We start from the raw sequence: 18506 nt of genomic DNA, 5'->3' as shown, positions 1-18506 counted from the left end.
CACCCCGGCACCGCGAGGCATAGGTTCGCCTCGCGAACCGTTCCAGCCAGGACCGAGCAACCACCCCGATGGAAGGCACCACCCATGCGCGCACTCGTCCAGCCCCAGTTCGGCGACCCGGCCGAGGTCCTCTCGGTCCAGGACGTCCCCGACCCGGAGCCCGGCCCGGGCCAGGTGCTCGTGCGCGTGCTCCTCTCCCCCATCCACAACCACGACCTCTGGACGGTGCGCGGCAGCTACGGCTTCAAGCCCGAGATGCCCGCCCGCGCCGGCACCGAGGCCGTCGGGGTCGTCGAGGCCCTCGGTGAGGGCGTCGAGCACCTCGAGGTCGGCCAGCGCGTCGCCACCGGCGGCAGCTTCGGCGCCTGGGCCGAGCTCATCGTCGCGCCGGCGGCCGGCGTGATCCCGGTCCCCGACGACATCGACGACGAGGCCGCGTCGCAGCTCGTGTCGATGCCCTTCAGCGCGATCTCGCTGCTCGACTTCCTCGAGCTCTCCGCGGGCGACTGGTTCGTCCAGAACGCCGCCAACGGCGCGGTCGGACGCCTGCTCGCCCAGCTGGCCGCCGCCCGCGGCGTCCACGTGCTCGGCCTCGTGCGCCGCGCGGACGGCGTCGAGGAGCTGCGCGCGCAGGGCATCGAGAACGTCGTCGCCACCGACGACGACGGCTGGCGCGAGCGCGTGCAGGCGATCGTCGGGGACGCCCCGGTCGTGGCCGGCGTCGACTCGGTCGGCGGCAGCGCCGCGGGCGACGTCGTGTCGCTGCTCGCCGAGGACGGCGTCCTCGTGGTCTTCGGGGCGATGGCCTCGCCCACCCTGGAGATCGGTTCGGGCGACGTGATCTTCAAGCAGGTCGTCATCAAGGGCTTCTGGGGCAGCAAGGTCTTCGCCGCCATGTCCCGCGAGAAGCGCGGCGAGCTGCTCGGCGAGCTGGTCGCCGGGATCTCGTCCGGCTCCCTCACCCTGCCGGTCGAGAAGGTCTACGGCCTCGACGAGATCGCCGACGCCGCCCGGGCGAACTTCGAGCCCGGTCGCGTCGGCAAGATCCTGCTGCGCCCCTGAGTCCGGGACGGCCTACCGCGGTCAGCTGCCGAACGACGGCTTCTCCTTGGCCAGGAACGCCCGCACGCCCTCGGCGAAGTCGGAGCCGGCGTAGACCGAGCGCAGCAGCTCCTCGTCGAACCCGGGCGCGGCCTCCTGCTCGAGGGCGCGGGCGTTGAGCTGCCGCTTCGTCGCGCGCTGGGTGGTCGCCGACCCGGCCAGCACGTCGGCGACGAGCTGGTCGACGGCCGCGTCGAGGTCGTCGGCCAGCTCGGTCAGTGCGCCCACGGCGAAGGCCCGGTCGGCACCGACGAGACGCCCGGTCAGCAGCATCGAGCGGGTCAGCGACTCGCCGAACACCGACGTGCACCGGTGCACGACCGGGGCCGCGAGCGCGTTGCCCAGGGTCCTCGCGATCGGGTAGCCGAACCGCGAGGCCGGGGTGGCGATGCGTACGTCGCAGTGCGTCGCCACCGCCAGCCCGCCGCCCACGCAGACGCCGTCGATCGCGGCGATCGTCACCTGCGGCAGCTCGAGGAGCAGGTCGAGCAGCTCGCGGATCCAGGTCTCGTAGGCCACCGCATCGGCCTCGACGAAGTCGGAGATCTCGTTGCCGGCGGCGAACGCTCGCCCGCCGGCTCCGCGCAGCACCAGCGCGCGGACGCGCGAGTCCTGGCGGAGCTCCTCGCACAGCTCGCGCAGCTCGGCGTACATCGCGCGGGTGAAGGCGTTGTGGCGGTGCGGACGGTTGAACACCACGGTCACGACGTCGTCGGCCCTGGTCACGACGAGCTCGGGATCACTCACGGGCGCCACCGTATGCGTCGCAGGTCTAGCGTGGTGACATGACCGACGAGCAGGTGCGCCGGGCGGCCGACGCGGCGATGCTGCCGCTCGTCGCCTCGTTGGCACCGGCCGGCGTGCTCGAGGCTCACTGGTTGCCCGACCGTGGCGGCGACCCGGTCGTGTGGCTGCTGGTCGGGACGGAGATCGCCCGGGTGCAGCTGCAGTCGACGAGCTGGGTGCTGCCGCAGGTCCAGGCCATCCTGACGCGCGTCAACCTGCCTCCGGACAAGGTGCTGGCGGTGCGCCTCGAGGTCACCTCCGTCGAGGCGCAGGACCGGCTCTTCGACCCGTGAGCGTGTGGATCGCGGGGCTACGCTGAAAGTCAGTCGCCGGTGTCAGCCCGGCTCTTCGATCCCAGGAGCACCCCATGTTCGCGATCATCGGCTTCCTCTTCTTCGGTCTCGTCATCGGGGCGATCGCCCGCCTGATCAAGCCCGGTCGGCAGAACCTCAGCATCCTGGCCACGCTCGGCCTCGGTGTCGTCGGCTCGGTCATCGGCGGGCTCCTCGCCAGCTTGATCGGCACCGGCAAGATCACCGAGCTCGACTTCCTCGGCACCGTGTTCGCGATCGTCGCGTCCGTCCTGCTGATCGGCACGGCCGAGGCGATCACCGGCGGCAAGGGCAGCACGCGCGAGCTGCGCTGAGCGGACGTACGGGCTGCGCGGCGACGGCCCCGCGCGCCACGCCCGCAGCGGTGACCCACCCACCTTCCAACGCGACGAAGTGTGGCTGGCTCACCGCCTGCGCACCGACACTCCGACCGCCCTCAGCGGCCCTGGTGGCTGCGCACGGCGCGGGCGACGAGCTCGCGCGCCGGGCCGGCGGGCGGCTGCGTGCCGTCGCGCCACACCGCGTTGAGGCGCCGCGGCAGGTCGAGGCCGTGCACGGTGACCGCCACCAGCCGCCCGGTGGCGAGGTCGTCGCGCACCGCGTGCGCACCGAGCACGGCCGGGCCGGCACCGGCGGCGACCGCCGCGCGCACCGCCGCCGTGCTCGACAGCTCCAGCACCGGCGTCGCGACCGCCAGTCCCACCAGCGCCCGCTCCAGCACGGTCCGCGTCCCCGACCCCACCTCGCGCACGACGAGCGGGGTCCCGGCGAGCGTGCTGGCGGCGACGCGCCTGCGTGACCGCTGCGCCCACGGGTGCTCCGGGGCGACCACGACGACCAGCTCGTCGCGACCCACCAGGCGGTGGTGGAGGCCGGTCGGGGCATCGGGTCCCTCCACGAACCCGAGGTCGACCTCGCCGGCGGAGACCATGTCGACCACCCGGGCGCTGTTGGTCGCCGTCATCGTGAACTCGGTCGGCTCGAGCCCGGCACGCACCTGATCCGCGCGTACGGCGACGAGCCAGCCCGGCAGGAGGTGCTCGGCGATCGTCAGGCTGGAGGCGATGCGCAGGTGACCGCGCCGGTCGGAGCGCAGGGCCGCGATGCCCGCATCGAGCTGGGCCGCCTCCTCGAGCACCCGGTGTGCCCACTGGACCACGAGGTCCCCGGTGGGCGTGAGGCTCGAGCCGCGGCGGGTGCGGAACAGGAGCGGCTCGCCGATCATCGTCTCCATCGTGCGGATCCGCGACGAGGCGGCCTGCTGGGTGATCCCGAGCACGTCGGCGGCGGCGCTCACGGTGCCCGTGCGGGCCACCTCGACGAGCAGCTCGAGGGCGCGCAGCTCCGGCACGCGAGGTCCCAACACAGCCACAAGGCTACCTTGTGAGAGGACAACCACAACTTCGTTATGTGTCGAGACATCCCTGTCAGACTTGGCGTCATGACTCTTCGTGTTGCCATCGTCGGCGGCGGTCCGGCCGGCATCTATGCCGCCGACCAGCTCGTCAAGTCCGACGTGGACGTCTCGATCGACATCCTCGAGCGTCTGCCCGCGCCCTTCGGCCTCGTGCGCTACGGCGTCGCGCCGGACCACCCGCGGATCAAGGAGATCATCAAGGCCCTGCAGCGCGTGCTGCTGCACCCCGAGGTCCGGCTCCTCGGCAACGTCGACCTCGGCGACGACATCAAGCTCGAGGAGCTGCGCGAGTTCTACGACGCCGTCGTCATCGCCACCGGCGCCCGCTCCGACCGGGCCCTCGAGATCCCGGGCGAGGACCTCCAGGGTTCGTACGGCGCTGCCGACTTCGTCTCGTGGTACGACTCGCACCCCGACGCCCCCACCACGTGGCCGCTCGAGGCCGAGCACGTGGCCGTGCTGGGCGCCGGCAACGTCGCCCTCGACGTCGCCCGCGTGCTCGCCAAGACCGGCGACGAGATGCTCACCACCGACATCCCCGCCCACGTCTACGAGGGCCTCAAGGCCAAGCGCGCCACCGACGTGCACGTCTTCGCCCGCCGCGGCCCGGCCTACGCGAAGTTCTCGCCGCTGGAGCTGCGCGAGCTGGCGCACTCCCCCAACGTCGACGTCGTCGTGCACCCCGAGGGCTTCGAGGTCGACGACGCCTCCATGGCGCACATCGGCCGCAACAAGCAGGCCAAGATGGTGCTCGACACCCTGGCCAACTGGGTCGGTCGCGAGCCCACCGGCAAGCCGCACCGCATCCACCTGCACTTCCTCGAGCAGCCCGTCGAGATCGTCGGCGACGACGGCTCGGTCCGGACGCTGCGCACCGAGCGCACCCGCCTGGTCGGCGACGACTCCGTCGAGGGCACCGGGCTCATCACCGACTGGGACGTCCAGGCCGTCTACCGCGCCGTGGGCTACCGCAGCTCCTCGGTGGTCGGGCTCCCCTTCGACGAGCGGGCCGCCGTCGTCCCCAACGACGGCGGACGCGTGCTCGACCTCGACGGCGAGCGCGTCCCGGGGACGTTCGTGACCGGATGGATCAAGCGCGGTCCGATCGGCCTGATCGGCCACACCAAGAGCGACGCGGCCGAGACCGTGGCGCACCTGCTCGCCGAGACCACCGAGACCGCCACCTCGCGCGAGCCCGCCGCCGTGGACGCGTTCCTGCTCGAGCGCGGCGTCGACGTGGCCGATCTCGAGCACTGGCTGAAGCTGGACCAGCACGAGATCGGCCTCGGCGAGACCGCCGGCCGCATCCGCGTGAAGGTCGCGACGCGCCTCGAGATGCTCGACGCCGGTCGCTGACCGTCCGGCCTCCGGGCCTAGCATGACGTCGATCGCCATGACGTCATCCGTTGCCCCGAGCCGCAAGCTGCTCCTCGTCGTCGACGCGCCGTCGCTGCTGCACCGCAACCACCACGCGCGCGCCCACACCCGGATCCTCGACCGCTCGGGACGCCCGGCGTGGGCGCTGCACGGCATGCTCCGCCAGATCATCGAGTGCATCGACGGGTTCGCGCCCGACGCGGTGGTCTTCGGGCTCGACGACCGCACGTCGTCGAAGCGGCGTGACGCCTATCCCGACTACAAGGCGGGCCGCGCGCCCAAGGACCCCGAGCTGATCGACCAGCTCGAGCGGGCGGGTGCGCTGCTCGACGCGCTCGGCCTGGCCACGGTCACCCCGCCCGGGCTTGAGGCGGACGACGTCAACGCGGCCGCGGCCACGTGGGCCGGACGGCACGGCTGGAGCTGCGTCATCGTCACCTCCGACCGCGACGCCTTCGCCCAGATCAGCGAGCACACGCAGGTGCTCCGGCTCATCGACGGCGGCATCCACGGCTCGCCGCTCCTCAATCCCCGTAGCCTGCAGGCGATGTACGGCGTCGCGTCGACCAACTACCTGGCCTACGCCGCCCTGCGTGGCGACGCCAGCGACAACCTGCCCGGAGTCGCCGGGATCGGCGAGAAGACGGCCGCCGCCCTGCTCGCCGCGGCCGGGTCGATGACCGCCGCCTGGGCCGACATCGACCACGACGAGGGCCGGACCCTCGCCGCGGCGCTCGACGCGTGGTCGCTCGACGCCGGCGGCCGTCGGCTCGGCGCGGGGGTCGTGCGCCGCCTCTCCGCGCCCGGGGCCCGCGAGCGCTACGACTTCAACGTGTCGATGATGGCCGGCCACGACGACATCGACCTGGGGCTGACGCCGGAGGTGCCCGGGACACCCGGGCTCCTGCCGCTCGACATCGAGCGGGTCAGCCGCGTCGTCGGGTTCCTGAACGTCGAGGCGACGACGGACCTCGCCGTACGCGTGTTGACCGGTGAGCCCGCCTCGCGCTCCGGCCGCTGAGTGAGACGCCGGGATGGCGATCGGTGCAGGTTAGGCTAACCTCAGTCGTCCGATCCCCCTCCCGCCCGAAGGCGAGCCGTCCGATGATCGTGTGCCACTGCCGCGTCGTGAGCGACCGCGCCGTGTCCGCTGCGATGGCCGACGGCGCACGCACCGTCTCGGCGGTGTGCCGCTCGACGGGAGCGGCCCAGGATTGTGGGTCCTGCATCTTCACGGTGAAGGCGCTGGTGTGCCAGCATCACGAGCAGGAAGCGACTCTCCTGGAGGTGGATGGTGCAGCCAGCTAGTCCCCGTGTCGTCGAGCTGCTCAACGACGCGCTCACGTTCGAGCTCACCGTCACCAACACCTACTTCCTGCACGCGCGCATGCTCGACAACTGGGGCCTGGGCCGGCTCGGCACGGTGTTCTACGACCTCTCGATCGACGAGATGCGCGACGCCGACGACCTCATCAACCGCATCCTGATGTTCGACGGCCATCCCAACGTGCAGAAGCTCGGCGCGATCACCGTGGGCGAGACCGCCGAGGAGATGCTGCGCCTCGCGCTCGCCAGCGAGAAGGCGGCCGTCGACCAGTTCAACGCCTCGGCGCAGGAGTGCCACGACCTCGGCGACCACGGCACCGCCGCGGTGTTCGAGGAGATGGTGCGCGACGAGGAGAAGCACGCCGACTGGTTCGAGAGCCAGCTCGACGCGATCGAGAGGGTCGGGCTCCAGCAGTACCTCGGCCAGCAGATCCCGGCCGGCGAGGGCCCGGGCGCCTAGCTCGAGACATCCGGTTCCGCCGCGTCCGACAGGGTCTGGCGCAGCGCGTCCCAGCGCTGGTGGCCGACCCGGTCGCGCCAGCGCGACTCGACCTCGCGGATGACGGCCTCGCTGTCGGCCACCGCCCGCCGGCCCCGCGCGGTCGGCCGCAGGATGCGGGCCCGGCGATCGCTCGGGTCGCGCACGCTCTCGAGCAGCCCCAGCCCCTCCAGGCCGGTCGCGAACTCACCGAGCGCCTGCTTGGTCATGCCGACCCGTTCGGCCAGGTCGGTCACCCTCATCCCGTCGACGGGCGTCAGGCTGAGCAGCCGGATGTGGCTGCTCCGCAGTCCGTGCGCCGGCCCGGCGATGAGGGACGTCTGCTCCAGCACCTCGCGGCGCATCCCGTCCATGACGTAGCCCAGGAGCGCCAGCGCGTGGTCGGGAAGATCGTCCTTGACCGATGTCATAAGGCAACCTTACTATCTGCGAAGAAGTAAGGTTACCTGACGATTCGGAGTGCCCCGTGGACCTGACGACCGAGGCTCTCGGGCACGGCGCTCGTGTGCGGGACGACCTGCCGCCCGTGCCGACCACCACGCTCGCCGCCCTGCTCGGCTGCGACGCGGACCAGCACGCGGTCGACCGGGCCCTGGACGAGCTGGTGACCGCCTCGACGGGCCGGCACCCGCGACCCGGCGATGCCCGACTGACCACCGTCGCCCACTCGATGGGGTCACCGGCCACCGGGGGCGTCTACCGCGTCAGCGGGACGACGGCCGACGGCTCGGCCTGGTCGCTGTTCTGCAAGCTCCTGCAGCACGTGCGCCACTGGCCCGACCTGCGCCTCCTCCCGCCGCACGTCGCGACCCACTTCGCCGACTCGTTCCCGTGGCGCTCCGAGCTCGAGCTGTGGGACCCGGTCGTCCAGGCCTCGCTGCCCCAGGGGCTCCGGTCGCCGCGACTGGCGCGGGTCGTCGAGCTCCCGGAGGACCGGGTCGCCGTCTGGCAGGAGGACGTCGGCGTGTCCGATGCGGAGTGGGACGATGCCCGGTTCGCGCGCGCCGCCCACCTGCTCGGACGCTGGAACGCCCGCTCCACCGCCACGGACGTGCTCGCCGTCAGCGGCTTCCCGCCCGGCTTCGCGCTGCGGATGTATGCGGAGCAGGCCGTCGCCGCGCGTGGCCTGGTGCCGCTGAGGGACGACGGGCTCTGGGGTCATCCCTGGCTCGTCGCGCACCGCGACCTCGCCTCGCGGCTCACCGCCCTCGGGGAACGGATCCCGGCGTTGCTCGACCGCCTCGACTCGCTCACCCAGGCCCTGCCGCACGGCGACGCGAGTCCGCAGAACCTCCTCGTCCCGGCCCACGACGACGCCGAGCTGGTGGTCATCGACGTCTCGTTCCGCAGCCCGCACGTCGTCGGCTTCGACCTCGGGCAGCTGCTCGTCGGCCTCGTCCACGCCGACGTCGTGCCCGCCTCCCGGATGCCCGCGATCGCGGCCACGATCGTCCCGGCGTACGTCGAGGGGCTGGCCGCCGAAGGGCTGACCACCGGCCTCGAGACGGTGCCGGAGGCGTTCGCGACGTCCGCCCTGCTCCGCAGCGGCTTCGACGGCTTCCTGTACGGCGAGCTCGCCCACGCCGCCCCGGCCGACGCACCCAGCGCCTCGTTCACGCAGCGCATCGAGATGACGCGCTTCCTCGTCGACCAGTTCACCCGGACCGTCGACGCCTGACCCGACCGCTCAGGGGTGCACGGCGGAGCCCCGACGGGCGGGCTCGTCGGACGGGGAGACGTCGACCAGCACCCGACGAGGCTCGGGAGGTGCTCCGCGCCGTACCGCCAGGAAGCCGAGGAGCAGGCCCGCGACCAGGCCCGGCACCAGCCAGCGCCACCCCGCCAGCGTGAACCATCGCGTGGTCGGCTCCGCAGCTGCCGGCGCCACGGTCGGTTCGTGGCCCATCGGCTGCACGGGCTGCACCGCGGTCGCCGCGGCTGCGCTCCGGCCGACGACCTTGTCGAGCAGCACCGCCAGCTCCGGACCGCGCACCACTCGCCGCGGGCCCGTGTCGCCGACCTCCGGGCCACCCGTCCCGTCCAGGAACACGGTGCGCACGAACACCGACCCGTCGTCGGCCACCGTGAGCGCGTCGGTCCGCCAGACCTGCACGTCGTGGAGCAGCCAGGTCAGCTGGTAGGTCGTGGCGTCGCCGGCACCGGGCGCCTCGGCGTCACCCAGGTGGGGCTCGGAGGTGATCAGCCGCTCGAGCTCGGCGTACTCCCCCGCGGTGTAGTAGAGCGCGGTCGCGCGCCCCGCGGCCGGCTGCGTGATGAGGACACTGGTCGGGCCACCCGCGTGGGCGGTGGCGGGGAGTCCCAGCAGGACCCACACGGTGAGTACGGCGACGGCCAGCGTCCGGCGCATGGCTCCTCCTCGGATCGGCTGCCAGTGATACACCGCCGCCGGCCGATCGGTTCCCCTCAGCGGGCGGACTCGGCGATCGCGACCGCCTGCTCGAGGGTGCGGTCGCCCTCGAGGCGCAGCGTGAGGTCGCCCTGCGTCCAGACCAGCGTGGGTGCGGCCAGGCGTGCATCGAGGCGCCGCGTGCTCCCGTCGTCGGTGACCACGCCGACGTCGTGCGGCGTGGCCAGCCACAGGGCGACCCCGGCGTCGATCGTGACGATCCGTGACTGGTCGACCGACTTGAGGAACATCGGGTCGATCGAGCCACGGAACTCGTCGAGGCGCACAGTGTCCTCGCCGCTGCCCCAGGACAGCGAGACGATCTCGCCGTCGGCCGAGACGGCGACCCCGTCCGGGTCCCCCAGCAGGGCCGGCACGACCGGGGTGAAGCCGGCCAGGTCCGCGGCGGCGTCCAGGCCGAGGCCCGCCGGCTCGCCCGGCACCGTCGGCTCGTCGGTGGCCCGCGGCTGCCCCCCGACGACGACCACGCCGTGGAACCCGAACCAGTCGAGGACGGAGGCGCCCACCGGCGACGCCACGACGCCGACGCCCAGCAGCCCGAGGAAGGCACCGGCCACCCAGCGGCGCAGGCGGGTCCGGCGACCCACGGACGGCACCGGCGCCGCGCGCACCCGGGTCATCACCGCGGCCTCGAGGTCGCGCGGGACCTCGACCCGCACGTCGCGGCCGAGCTCGCGCAGTCGTGCCTCGAGGGCGTCAGACATGGCCCACCTCGCTGTCCGTCCCGGCGTCCAGCTCGACGCGCAACCGCGCGAGCCCCCGACTCAGGCGCGACTTCACGGTGCCGCGGGGCACGGACAGCACCTCGGCGGTCTCGGCCTCGTCCAGCTCGAGCAGGTAGCGGCAGGTGACGACGGCGCGCAACGTGACCGGGAGCCGGTCGAGGGCGTCGAGGAGGCGCTGCTTCTCCTCGCGGTGCACCACCTCGCCGACCGGGTCGAGCAGCTCCGGCGGTGGTGTCCGCTGCTCGCGCGCGCTGCGCCGGGTGGACGACCGGTGCGCGTTGCGGGTCTCGTTGGCCACGATCCGCAGCAGCCACGCCCGGAACGGGCGCCCCTCGCGGAAGCGTCCGAGGGAGCCGTAGGCCTTCACCAGCGCGTCCTGCACGACGTCCTCCGCGTTCGCGCCGGCCCCCAGCAGCGCGGCCGTGCGCATGGCCATCGGGGCGTGGCGGCGCACCAGCACGGCGAACGCGTCGGGGTCGCCCGCGCGTGCGTGGGCGACCAGGACGGCATCGTCATCGGCGCTGATCGTCACTCCGTTCGGTGGGAGCCAGCACCCTGTCTACACCGCCGCGGCCGTCGAGGTTCCCTCAGGCGCGTACGGCGATCACGGTCTGCTGCCCCGCCGCGACCAGCTTCCGCTCGGAGCCGGACCGGGCGAACACGTCCATCCGGCAGACGGTCAGCGTGCGCCCCGACCGGAGCACCGTGCCGACCGCCTCGAGCTCGTCGCCGATCGCCGGGGCGAGCAGGTTGACCTTGAGCTCGACGGCCAGCACCTCCGTGGCGTCGTCCAGCAGCGTGAGCGCTGCGTACCCGCCGGCGCTGTCCGCGATGGTCGTGGTCGCCCCGCCGTGGAAGTAGCCGTGCTGCTGGGTGACCGACGGGCTCATCGGCAGGTGGATGTGGACCTCGCCGGGCGAGACCTCACCGAGCCGGGCGCCCAGGTGCGCCATCAGCCCCTGCTTCGCGAAGCTGGCGGCGACGCGTCGGAAGGCCGGCTCGGTCGTGTCCATCAGTCGAAGTTGGCGATGTTGCGGCCGTCGGGGGTGACCGGGTTGTCCTCGTTGATCGCCTCGACCGCCTCGGTGAGCACGGCCTCCTCGAGCGGCACCCGCCGGTCGAGGTGCACACCGGCGATCATGCAGCGCACCGACCCGCCGGCGAGCTCGATGGTCGGGATGTCGACGTCGACGATCTCGCAGGACTCCTCGATCACCGCGACCTGGTCGGGTCGCAGGCTGCGGCGCGCCCGCGAGGACATCGCCATGATGTAGCGACGCTTGCCCTCCGGCGTACGACCGCACAGCTCGACGGCGTTGCCCGCGAACTCGCGGATCTGGTCCTCGGTCAGCTCGACGACCTGACGGCCGTTGACGCTCAGGCGCTCGCGGACCTGCTCGCGGCGCACCTCGTCGGGGATCATCTCGAGCGCGATCATCGCGACCTCGGTGCCGACGCAGGCGATCACGTTGGTGTGGTAGACCGGCACGCCGCCCGCGTCGACGGCGTCGAAGGCCATCGGCTCGTAGTTGAAGTCGGTGCAGAAGCGCTCGAGCACCGCGATGTCGGCGCGGTGGCTGCGCGCGGTGTAGGCCACCCGGGAGACGTGGTCGAGGACCATCGCCCCGGTGCCCTCGAGGAAGATGCCGTCGGGCTCGAGGCCGGAGTAGTCGACGATCGACTGCACGCGATAGTCGGACTTCAGCATCTCCAGCACGTCCGTGCGCCGCTCGTGGCGGCGGTTGGAGGCATACATCGGGTAGACCGCGACGGAGCCGCCGGCGTGGGTCGAGAGCCAGTTGTTGGGGAACACGCTGTCCGGGCGCGTGTGGTCCTCGTCGGCGAAGACGTGCACCCGCACCCCCGCGTCGCGCAGCGCCGCCGCGAGCGCATCCATCTCCGCCAGCGCCCGGGCCGAGATCTCGTCCTCGGACTGACCGGTCGGCACGTCGCCCTGGAAGGCGTTGTCGGCGGCGGTCGCGGGGTTGGGGGTGAACCGCTCGGCGCGGATCAGGATGACGGCAGAAGGGGCCTGAGCACTCACGGGGCGTGAATCTAGACCATCGCGCGCACAACGACTGAGTCGAGGACGCGTCCCGCTCAGCACGCCCGCCCGACCACCTCGGGGCGGCCCGTGAGCACGCGGGTGACCCCCATCTCGACCGCCCGGTGCAGGTCGTCCACCGTGTCGACGCCCCGGACCGAGACCTCGAGCCCGGCGGCTCGGTCGCCTCGGCCGGACGTGAGGAGTCCGCCGCCGCCCTCCAGGGGGCGACCTGGAGGAGGGAGAGGGCGAGCTCGAAGGCGCGCAGGCCGCCGGCCCGACCCCGGCGGGAGGAGCCGCGCGCGCCCGGGACGGGTGTCCCGACGTCATCGGGCAGTCGTCGGACAGCCGGCCGGGTCCTGGCTGCTCCCGGGACCGCGGTCCCGGTCGCTCGGTCGGTCGCCCGTCGGGCTCATGGTCAGATGGCGCATGCAGTCCACACGCCCACTCGTGGTCACCGGCGCCGTCGCGGTGCTGTCGGTGGGCCTGCTCGTGGCGGCGGTCGGGCAGGCGTGGCTGGGTCCCGACGTGGGACGGGGGTCGAACTTCTGCGAGGCAGCGCGCTCCGGCGCGGTCCTCCAGCCCGCCAACAGCTGGTCCAACCTCGGCTTCGTGCTGGCGGGCCTGGCGATCGCCGCGCACGCGGGCTCGACCGCAGCTGCCGGCTCCGTGATGCCACGCCGGTTGCAGACCGCCCTCGCCTGCATCGTGGTGCTCCTCGGTCCCGGCTCCGCCGCGATGCACGCCACGCAGAGCGAGCTCGGCGGGCACCTCGACCTGCTCAGCATGTATCTCGTCGCGGGATTCGCGGCGGCGTACGCCTGGGTGCGGGTCGCTCGCCGCGGTCCGGCGGCCTTCGGTGTCGCGTACGCCACGTGCGTGCTCGGCTGCGAGCTCGCCGGCCTGTGGTCGCGACCGGTGCCGGTCGTGCACGTCGCCGGCAACCTCGCGTTCGGGGTGCTGCTCGTCGCCGCGGTGGTGCTGGAGACCGTCCTGTGGCGACGCGGCGAGACGCGGCGCACGATCTCCTTCGGCGTCGCGGCCCTCGCCTCGATGCTCGTCGCCTTCGTGATCTGGAACGCCTCACAGCACGGGTGGTGCGACCCGCACTCCCTGCTGCAGGGCCACGCCGCGTGGCACGTGCTGTGCGCGGTCGCGGCCTACTTCCTGCACCGGCTCTACGCCTCGGAACGTCCCACCTCCCCCGCGTGATGTGATCGGGCGGTGAAGACCTGGATCCCGATGACCGTGATGTCGTTCGCCTTCAGCGCTCTCGGGCTCGGCCTGGCGGTGGCGGCGGTCGTCACCGGCGAGTGGGTGCTGCTCGTCGGGCTCGTCTTCCTCCTCGTCGGGCTGGTGATGGCGTGGTGGGTGCCGGCCACCCGGCGCGAGCAGACCGCCGACCGGACAGGGCTGCCGGCGACCGCGGACGGGACCCTGCCGTTCGACCGCGTCGCCGACCTGGTCCGCGAGCGGCTGGCCGGCACGCCGTACGCCGTCGACCTGGAGGGCAGCACGATCCGCATCCATGCCGACCTCGCCGACGCGACGTTCCTCGGCTGGGCGTCGGCGCACCGCGTGAAGGTGGTGCGCGGCGTGGAGGTGGTCGCCACCCGTCCCGGTGTCGCCGTGGTGCGCGACTACGAGCAGGACCTCGACCTCGATGCCGGTCCGGCACGCCTCTCGGGCCGCGTCCGCGTGCAGTCGGGACGCACCTGGTCCTACCAGCGCCGCATCGAGTGGGGCGTCGGCACCGACGGCTCCGTGGGGCGCCAGGTCGACGTCCGGTTCTCGTCCCGCGAGCTGCACGAGCCCGTGCGAGCGGTGCTGGCGGCGTCGGGCTACCGCACCGGCTTCTGGGCGACGCTGCCGGCCGAGTCCAAGGGCGCCCTCGTCGTGGGCGCCATCGGCGGCGGGGGCGCGGTCGTCGCCCTCGCGGTGCTCGGCGTCGCGGCGATCCTGGGGAAGCTCGACTGATCACCGCGACCCGCGGTTGACCGTCCGGCCGGTCCTGTAGGTAGATGGAGCCCCATCCACTCCACTCTCGGGAAGTCCCACATGACCCTGGAAACACCTGCCACCACGCGCCGTACGGCCCTCAGCGGCGCCGCGATCCTCGCCGCCGCCGGATTCGTCGCCGTCCCCCTCCCCGCCGACGCGCACGGCGGGCACGGCGGGCGCGGACACGGGCACGGCCGGTCGCGGACGCGCGTCACCGTGCTCGGCACGACCGACCTGCACGGCAACGTCTTCAACTGGGACTACTTCAAGAACGCCGAGTTCGACAACGCCGACCACGACGACATCGGGGTCGCCAAGGTCGCCGCGGTCATCAAGGCCGCCCGCGCGAGGCTCCGCGACCAGTCGGTGCTGACGCTGGACGCCGGCGACACCCTGCAGGGCACCCCGCTCGCCTACTACTACGCGCGCATCGAGCCGATCACGGGCGGCGGCCGGCACCCGATGGCCAACGCCATGAACCTCGTCGGCTACGACGCCGCGGCGCTCGGCAACCACGAGTTCAACTACGGCATCGACACGCTCCGCAGGTTCGAGTCCCAGCTCGACTTCCCGCTGCTGGGCGCCAACGCGGTCGACCCGGCGACGAAGCGGCCGGTGTTCCCGCCGTACGTCATCAAGACCTTCAAGCAGCGGCACGGAGCCAACCTCAAGGTCGGCATCCTCGGGCTCACCAACCCGGGCATCGCCATCTGGGACAAGGCCAACGTCGAGGGCCGCATGGAGTTCCCCGGTCTGGTGGAGCAGGCCGCGAAGTTCGTCCCGGAGATGAAGCGACGCGGTTGCGACCTGGTCGTCGTGTCCGCCCACAGCGGCGCCGACACGTCCTCGTCGTACGGCGACGCGCTCCCCTACCCCGAGAACGCCGCCACCCTCGTGGCCGAGCAGGTGCCGGGCGTGGACGCGATCCTGGTCGGCCACGCGCACAAGGAGATCGCCGAGCGGCGCGTCACCAACGCGACCACCGGGCAGGAGGTGGTGCTCTGCGAGCCGCTCTACTGGGGCATGCGGGTCGCCATGATCGACCTGGACGTCGAGCTGCACCACGGCCGGTGGAAGCTGGTCGGCGCGCACTCGCAGACCCTCAACTCCAACGCCGTGCCCGCCGACCCCGCGGTGCTGAAGGCCGTGCAGAAGCAGCACGACACCGTCGTCGCCTACGTCAACTCGCCCGTCGGCACCTCCGCCGCCGCGCTGTCCGCGGCCCGGGCCGTGGTCGAGGACGTGCCGATCATCGACTTCGTCAACTTCGTCCAGGCCGACGCGGTCAAGGCCGGCCTGACCGGGGCCGACGCCACCCTCCCCGTGCTCTCGATCGCCGCCCCGTTCAACCGGGCCGCGTCGTTCCCGGCCGGGCAGGTCACGGTCCGCGACGTCGCCGGGCTCTACATCTACGACAACACGCTGCTCGGTGTGAAGGTGACCGGCGCCCAGGTCAAGGACTACCTCGAGTTCACCGCGCGCTACTTCAAGCAGGTCGCCGGACCCGGTCCGTTCGCGGTCGCCGACGTCACCAACGCCGTCACTACCACCGCCCCCAACGGCACCCCCGACTACAACTTCGACACGATCGCCGGGCTCGACGCACCGCTCACCTACGACATCGACATCGCCCAGCCGGTCGGCTCCCGGATCCTCGACCTGTCGTACGGCGGGGTGCCGGTGACCGCGACGCAGGAGTTCGCGATGGCGGTCAACAACTACCGCCAGTCGGGCGGCGGCGGGTTCCCGCACGTCTCGACCGCGCCGGTCGTCTACAACCGCCAGAACGAGATCCGCCAGCTGTTGATCGACTGGGTCACGGCCAACGGCACCATCGACCCCGCCGCGTTCGCATCCGTCGACTGGCGGCTCGTCTCGGGCGGCCAGCCGGTCGTCATCACCTGAGAGCCCTCCGGGTTTCCCCGCTCCTGCGGGGAAACCCAGACGTCAGGGGGCATGCAAGCACCCCGACGTCGACAACTCGCCCGAGAAGTCGCCGCCCGATGCACCGGCACCGGGTGTCTTCAGGGCAGGGTGCCCTCGAGCTTCGCCGTGCCCGACGGTCCGCCGGGCACGACCAGCCTCGCGGTCGCCTTCATGGAGTAGCCCGTGCCGACGTCGCTGCCGGTGACCAGGAAGGGGTGGCGCCACAGCCCCGACCCGCCGATCAGGCCGTGGGAGCTCGGCTGGCCGTCGGCGAAGAAGGTCTGGTGCGGGAGCAGTGCCTGCGTCGTGACCTTGCGCAACGGCTTGATCGGCGTGATCCGGACGCAGAAGCCGAGGTCGCCGCCGCGCGTCGCAGTGAACATCTGCGCGGTCCCGAGCTTCTTGCCTGCCTTCGACCGGATCGGCTTGTCGCCGGTCAGCTTCGTGGAGGTGCAGGTGCCGTCGGAGGCGGCGATCCGGCCCGCCGCGTGCTCCGCGGCGCCGGCCGGGGCGACGCCCATCGGTGCGGCGAGGAGCCCGGTGAGGACGAGGGCGGACCCGACTCGGGCCGGGGTTCGAGAGGTCATGGCCCCACGCTACGCACCGTTCCGGGAGGGGGTGCGTTGAAGTCCGTGGGTGCCGTGGTGTTGGGTTGGAGCGTTAGAACCCACGATCTGTAAGGAGCACACGTGAACAAGACCGAACTCCGCGACGCCGTCGCGCAGCACGCCGAGCTGACCAACGCCCAGGCCGACAAGGCTCTCGAGGCCGTCCTGTCCTCGATCACCAGCGCCGTCGCCGGTGGCGACAAGGTCACCCTGCCCGGCTTCGGCACGTTCGAGGCCCGCTCGCGCAACGCGCGCACCGGCCGCAACCCGCAGACCGGCGAGAGCATCGAGATCGCCGCGAGCACCGCCCCCGCCTTCAAGGCCGGCGCCGCCTTCAAGTCGGCCGTCAACAAGGGCTGATCACCGCACCAACGCGCCGGACGGCGTGACCCCACCGGGGTCACGCCGTCCGCTGCATTTCGGCCCGTCAGCGCATGCGCCCGATCATGACGTGTTGAGCCGGCCCGCCAGCGCCGGCACCCGGCGGACGACGAGCTGGTCGAGCAGCAGCACGACCAGCACCGAGATCCCGAAGAACGGCAGCAGGATCCCGAGCGCCACCAGACCCACCAGCAGGACCGGGGTGCCCCGCAGCGGCATCCGCCCGCGCGGTGCGCCGATCGAGCCCGACGGCCGGCGCCGCCACCACATCAGCGGACCGGTGACGCACGACGCGATGACGAGCAGGCACATCAACGTCGAGCCGGCCATCGACCAGTAGCCGAACGAGCGGCCCTCGTGCAGCCCGATGCCGTGCGCGACCACCTTGGCCAGGGTCGGGTAGTCCTCGAAGCCGTACGTCGACACGACCCCACCGCCGTACTGGTCGACGTGGACGGTCCGCTCGTCGCTGGGCGCGTCGAACGCGTAGCCGATGACCGAGAAGACCCCGCCGTCGTCCTCCGGGAGCGCGACCGTCATCGGGTGCCGGAGCCCCTCGCCGTCGGCGACCGCGATCGCGGTGTCGACGTTGGAGACCGAGCGCTCCCCCTCCTCGCCGGTCGGTTCGCCGGAGCGTGGGACCTCCGTGGCGCCCTGTGCCCACGGCACGTCGGTGGCGTGGCTGTGCGGCAGCGACTCGTCGAGGGTGGAGGTCGGGTCGGAGATGGCGCCGTGGTCCAGCGACCACATCGACGTGCCCCGGTCGGTCGCCAGCTCCTGGGCCCTGGCCCCCCAGAAGCCGGTCCACGGGAGGCCGGAGACGAGCAGCATGAGCAGCCCGACGCCGGCGACCACCCCGATCTGGGCGTGCCGGGTGCGCAGCACCTTCTTCTGCCGCGCCCGCGCCTTGCGGCCCTTCCAGAACAGGTAGTAGCCGGTGACGGCCATGACGATCGCCCAGCAGACGGCGAGCTCGATCAGTCGGTCACCCCAGGTGCCGGCCATCAGCTCGGCGTGGATCCGCACGGCATAGCCCGACAGCGTGGTGTCGGGGTCGAGGGACCCGAGCACCTCGGCGCCGTACGGGTTGACGAAGACGTCGCGCACCGACTCGTCCGGCATCGTGACCGAGAAGACGGTGCTGCGTCCCTCCGAGCGCGGCTCGGCCATCGAGACGACGGTGGCGTCGGGGAGCTCGCGCTCGACGGCGGCGAGCTGGTTGGCGTAGGGCTGCTGGATCGAGGTGGCCGACGGCGCCTCGACCTTCATCAGGTCCGCGTGGATCAGCGGTTCGAGCTGGAAGCGGAAGAGGTAGATCAGGCCGGTGACGGCCAGCACGAGCAGGACGGGTGCCACCAGGAAGGAGGCGTAGAAGTGCCAGCGCCAGAAGGCGCGGAACCAGCCGGAGCCGGTGGTGGACCGGGGCGAGGTGGCGCGCGGCGGCGCCGAGCCCGACGGGGCAGGGTCGATCTGGGTGGTCATGCGAGGTCTCCTCGGCAGTGCGAGATCGCCGCACGGACGCGCACGGGCGCGTACGGCGCCCGCGGTCGCGCGG

General features: G+C 72.5%; 22 protein-coding genes. 12 read left to right on the top strand and 10 right to left on the bottom strand.

Annotated features, from left to right (window positions below; genetic code table 11):
• The first annotated feature begins 84 nt into the window (after positions 1 to 84).
• A complete protein-coding gene (locus C7S10_RS21525; protein WP_108346907.1) occupies positions 85 to 1062 on the top strand; it encodes a zinc-binding dehydrogenase in 978 nt (325 codons plus the stop codon).
• A 21-nt stretch (positions 1063 to 1083) separates the two neighbouring features.
• On the opposite strand, the gene C7S10_RS21520 is transcribed toward C7S10_RS21525, so the two are convergent.
• Complete coding sequence (locus tag C7S10_RS21520) at positions 1084 to 1848, bottom strand: enoyl-CoA hydratase-related protein (protein WP_108346905.1); 765 nt, start codon at positions 1846 to 1848, stop codon at positions 1084 to 1086.
• Between the two features lie 38 nt (positions 1849 to 1886).
• Between C7S10_RS21520 and C7S10_RS21515 the strand changes: the two genes are divergently transcribed.
• Positions 1887 to 2180, top strand: a complete 294-nt coding sequence (locus C7S10_RS21515; RefSeq protein WP_108346902.1) for a hypothetical protein — start codon at positions 1887 to 1889, stop codon at positions 2178 to 2180.
• A 74-nt stretch (positions 2181 to 2254) separates the two neighbouring features.
• Complete coding sequence (locus tag C7S10_RS21510; RefSeq protein ID WP_243395529.1) at positions 2255 to 2533, top strand: GlsB/YeaQ/YmgE family stress response membrane protein; 279 nt, start codon at positions 2255 to 2257, stop codon at positions 2531 to 2533.
• Positions 2534 to 2655: 122 nt separating this feature from the next.
• Here C7S10_RS21510 and C7S10_RS21505 read toward each other — a convergent pair whose 3' ends face one another.
• Positions 2656 to 3585, bottom strand: a complete 930-nt coding sequence (locus C7S10_RS21505; protein WP_207769511.1) for a LysR family transcriptional regulator — start codon at positions 3583 to 3585, stop codon at positions 2656 to 2658.
• A 75-nt stretch (positions 3586 to 3660) separates the two neighbouring features.
• On the opposite strand from C7S10_RS21505, the gene C7S10_RS21500 reads away from it, so the two are divergent.
• From C7S10_RS21500 to bfr, 4 genes are all read left to right on the top strand, one after another.
• Complete coding sequence (locus C7S10_RS21500) at positions 3661 to 4992, top strand: FAD-dependent oxidoreductase (RefSeq protein WP_108346898.1); 1332 nt, start codon at positions 3661 to 3663, stop codon at positions 4990 to 4992.
• A gap of 37 nt (positions 4993 to 5029) precedes the next feature.
• Positions 5030 to 6034, top strand: a complete 1005-nt coding sequence (locus C7S10_RS21495; protein ID WP_108346982.1) for a 5'-3' exonuclease — start codon at positions 5030 to 5032, stop codon at positions 6032 to 6034.
• Positions 6035 to 6117: 83 nt separating this feature from the next.
• The gene (locus C7S10_RS21490) at positions 6118 to 6321 is read left to right on the top strand and encodes a (2Fe-2S)-binding protein (protein ID WP_108346896.1); all 204 of its coding nucleotides are present in this window, start codon (positions 6118 to 6120) and stop codon (positions 6319 to 6321) included.
• Positions 6305 to 6799 (top strand): bacterioferritin, encoded by a 495-nt coding sequence (gene bfr, locus C7S10_RS21485; protein WP_243395528.1) that lies wholly within the window; start codon positions 6305 to 6307, stop codon positions 6797 to 6799. Before C7S10_RS21490 ends, bfr begins: the two co-directional genes overlap by 17 nt.
• Here bfr and C7S10_RS21480 read toward each other — a convergent pair.
• Positions 6796 to 7248 (bottom strand): MarR family winged helix-turn-helix transcriptional regulator, encoded by a 453-nt coding sequence (locus C7S10_RS21480; protein WP_108346894.1) that lies wholly within the window; start codon positions 7246 to 7248, stop codon positions 6796 to 6798. The two genes, bfr and C7S10_RS21480, sit on opposite strands and share 4 nt — an antisense overlap.
• 56 nt (positions 7249 to 7304) lie before the next feature.
• Here C7S10_RS21480 and C7S10_RS21475 point away from each other — a divergent pair, with 56 nt between their 5' ends.
• The gene (locus tag C7S10_RS21475) at positions 7305 to 8516 is read left to right on the top strand and encodes an aminoglycoside phosphotransferase (protein WP_108346892.1); all 1212 of its coding nucleotides are present in this window, start codon (positions 7305 to 7307) and stop codon (positions 8514 to 8516) included.
• Between the two features lie 9 nt (positions 8517 to 8525).
• Here C7S10_RS21475 and C7S10_RS21470 read toward each other — a convergent pair whose 3' ends face one another.
• The 5 genes from C7S10_RS21470 to ctlX are packed head-to-tail and all read right to left on the bottom strand — an operon-like array spanning position 8526 to position 12035.
• Complete coding sequence (locus C7S10_RS21470; RefSeq protein WP_108346890.1) at positions 8526 to 9206, bottom strand: hypothetical protein; 681 nt, start codon at positions 9204 to 9206, stop codon at positions 8526 to 8528.
• Positions 9207 to 9262: 56 nt separating this feature from the next.
• Positions 9263 to 9970, bottom strand: coding sequence for a hypothetical protein (locus C7S10_RS21465; RefSeq protein WP_108346888.1), 708 nt, complete (start codon positions 9968 to 9970; stop codon positions 9263 to 9265).
• A complete protein-coding gene (locus C7S10_RS21460; RefSeq protein ID WP_243395527.1) occupies positions 9963 to 10523 on the bottom strand; it encodes an RNA polymerase sigma factor in 561 nt (186 codons plus the stop codon). The genes C7S10_RS21465 and C7S10_RS21460 overlap by 8 nt, the downstream gene beginning before the upstream one ends.
• A gap of 55 nt (positions 10524 to 10578) precedes the next feature.
• A complete protein-coding gene (locus C7S10_RS21455; protein ID WP_243395526.1) occupies positions 10579 to 11004 on the bottom strand; it encodes a PaaI family thioesterase in 426 nt (141 codons plus the stop codon).
• Positions 11004 to 12035 carry a citrulline utilization hydrolase CtlX gene (gene ctlX, locus C7S10_RS21450; protein ID WP_108346886.1) on the bottom strand — a complete coding sequence of 344 codons (1032 nt, stop codon included), beginning with the start codon at positions 12033 to 12035 and terminating at the stop codon, positions 11004 to 11006. The genes C7S10_RS21455 and ctlX overlap by 1 nt, the downstream gene beginning before the upstream one ends.
• Before the next feature lie 429 nt (positions 12036 to 12464).
• Here ctlX and C7S10_RS21445 point away from each other — a divergent pair, with 429 nt between their 5' ends.
• The 3 genes from C7S10_RS21445 (at position 12465) to C7S10_RS21435 (ending at position 15941) form a co-directional block, all read left to right on the top strand.
• The gene (locus C7S10_RS21445; protein ID WP_108346884.1) at positions 12465 to 13247 is read left to right on the top strand and encodes a ceramidase domain-containing protein; all 783 of its coding nucleotides are present in this window, start codon (positions 12465 to 12467) and stop codon (positions 13245 to 13247) included.
• 12 nt (positions 13248 to 13259) lie between these two features.
• Positions 13260 to 14012, top strand: a complete 753-nt coding sequence (locus C7S10_RS21440; RefSeq protein ID WP_108346882.1) for a hypothetical protein — start codon at positions 13260 to 13262, stop codon at positions 14010 to 14012.
• An 81-nt stretch (positions 14013 to 14093) separates the two neighbouring features.
• Positions 14094 to 15941 (top strand): bifunctional metallophosphatase/5'-nucleotidase, encoded by a 1848-nt coding sequence (locus tag C7S10_RS21435; protein WP_108346880.1) that lies wholly within the window; start codon positions 14094 to 14096, stop codon positions 15939 to 15941.
• 119 nt (positions 15942 to 16060) lie between these two features.
• Here C7S10_RS21435 and C7S10_RS21430 read toward each other — a convergent pair whose 3' ends face one another.
• A complete protein-coding gene (locus tag C7S10_RS21430; RefSeq protein ID WP_108346878.1) occupies positions 16061 to 16549 on the bottom strand; it encodes a hypothetical protein in 489 nt (162 codons plus the stop codon).
• Positions 16550 to 16651: 102 nt separating this feature from the next.
• Between C7S10_RS21430 and C7S10_RS21425 the strand changes: the two genes are divergently transcribed.
• On the top strand, positions 16652 to 16930 hold the full coding sequence (locus tag C7S10_RS21425) for an HU family DNA-binding protein (RefSeq protein ID WP_108346876.1): 279 nt from the start codon (positions 16652 to 16654) through the stop codon (positions 16928 to 16930).
• An 84-nt stretch (positions 16931 to 17014) separates the two neighbouring features.
• Here the strand turns inward: C7S10_RS21425 and C7S10_RS21420 are convergent, their stop codons facing one another.
• Positions 17015 to 18433, bottom strand: a complete 1419-nt coding sequence (locus C7S10_RS21420) for a PepSY-associated TM helix domain-containing protein (RefSeq protein WP_108346874.1) — start codon at positions 18431 to 18433, stop codon at positions 17015 to 17017.
• Positions 18434 to 18506 lie beyond the last annotated feature (73 nt).

It is taken from the genome of Nocardioides currus, assembly GCF_003057875.1.
GTDB lineage: Bacteria > Actinomycetota > Actinomycetes > Propionibacteriales > Nocardioidaceae > Nocardioides > Nocardioides currus.
The sequence above is the reverse complement of the archived record's forward strand: the minus strand, read 5'-3'. Positions and strand labels throughout refer to the sequence as shown.

Coding starts and splice junctions, on each gene's coding strand:
- C7S10_RS21525 (WP_108346907.1), top strand. CDS start 85: ATGCGCGCACTCGTCCAGCCCCAGTTCGGCGACCCGGCCGAGGTCCTC.
- C7S10_RS21515 (WP_108346902.1), top strand. CDS start 1,887: ATGACCGACGAGCAGGTGCGCCGGGCGGCCGACGCGGCGATGCTGCCG.
- C7S10_RS21510 (WP_243395529.1), top strand. CDS start 2,255: ATGTTCGCGATCATCGGCTTCCTCTTCTTCGGTCTCGTCATCGGGGCG.
- C7S10_RS21500 (WP_108346898.1), top strand. CDS start 3,661: ATGACTCTTCGTGTTGCCATCGTCGGCGGCGGTCCGGCCGGCATCTAT.
- C7S10_RS21495 (WP_108346982.1), top strand. CDS start 5,030: ATGACGTCATCCGTTGCCCCGAGCCGCAAGCTGCTCCTCGTCGTCGAC.
- C7S10_RS21490 (WP_108346896.1), top strand. CDS start 6,118: ATGATCGTGTGCCACTGCCGCGTCGTGAGCGACCGCGCCGTGTCCGCT.
- bfr (WP_243395528.1), top strand. CDS start 6,305: ATGGTGCAGCCAGCTAGTCCCCGTGTCGTCGAGCTGCTCAACGACGCG.
- C7S10_RS21480 (WP_108346894.1), bottom strand. CDS start 7,248: ATGACATCGGTCAAGGACGATCTTCCCGACCACGCGCTGGCGCTCCTG.
- C7S10_RS21470 (WP_108346890.1), bottom strand. CDS start 9,206: ATGCGCCGGACGCTGGCCGTCGCCGTACTCACCGTGTGGGTCCTGCTG.
- C7S10_RS21465 (WP_108346888.1), bottom strand. CDS start 9,970: ATGTCTGACGCCCTCGAGGCACGACTGCGCGAGCTCGGCCGCGACGTG.
- C7S10_RS21455 (WP_243395526.1), bottom strand. CDS start 11,004: ATGGACACGACCGAGCCGGCCTTCCGACGCGTCGCCGCCAGCTTCGCG.
- C7S10_RS21445 (WP_108346884.1), top strand. CDS start 12,465: ATGCAGTCCACACGCCCACTCGTGGTCACCGGCGCCGTCGCGGTGCTG.
- C7S10_RS21435 (WP_108346880.1), top strand. CDS start 14,094: ATGACCCTGGAAACACCTGCCACCACGCGCCGTACGGCCCTCAGCGGC.
- C7S10_RS21430 (WP_108346878.1), bottom strand. CDS start 16,549: ATGACCTCTCGAACCCCGGCCCGAGTCGGGTCCGCCCTCGTCCTCACC.
- C7S10_RS21420 (WP_108346874.1), bottom strand. CDS start 18,433: ATGACCACCCAGATCGACCCTGCCCCGTCGGGCTCGGCGCCGCCGCGC.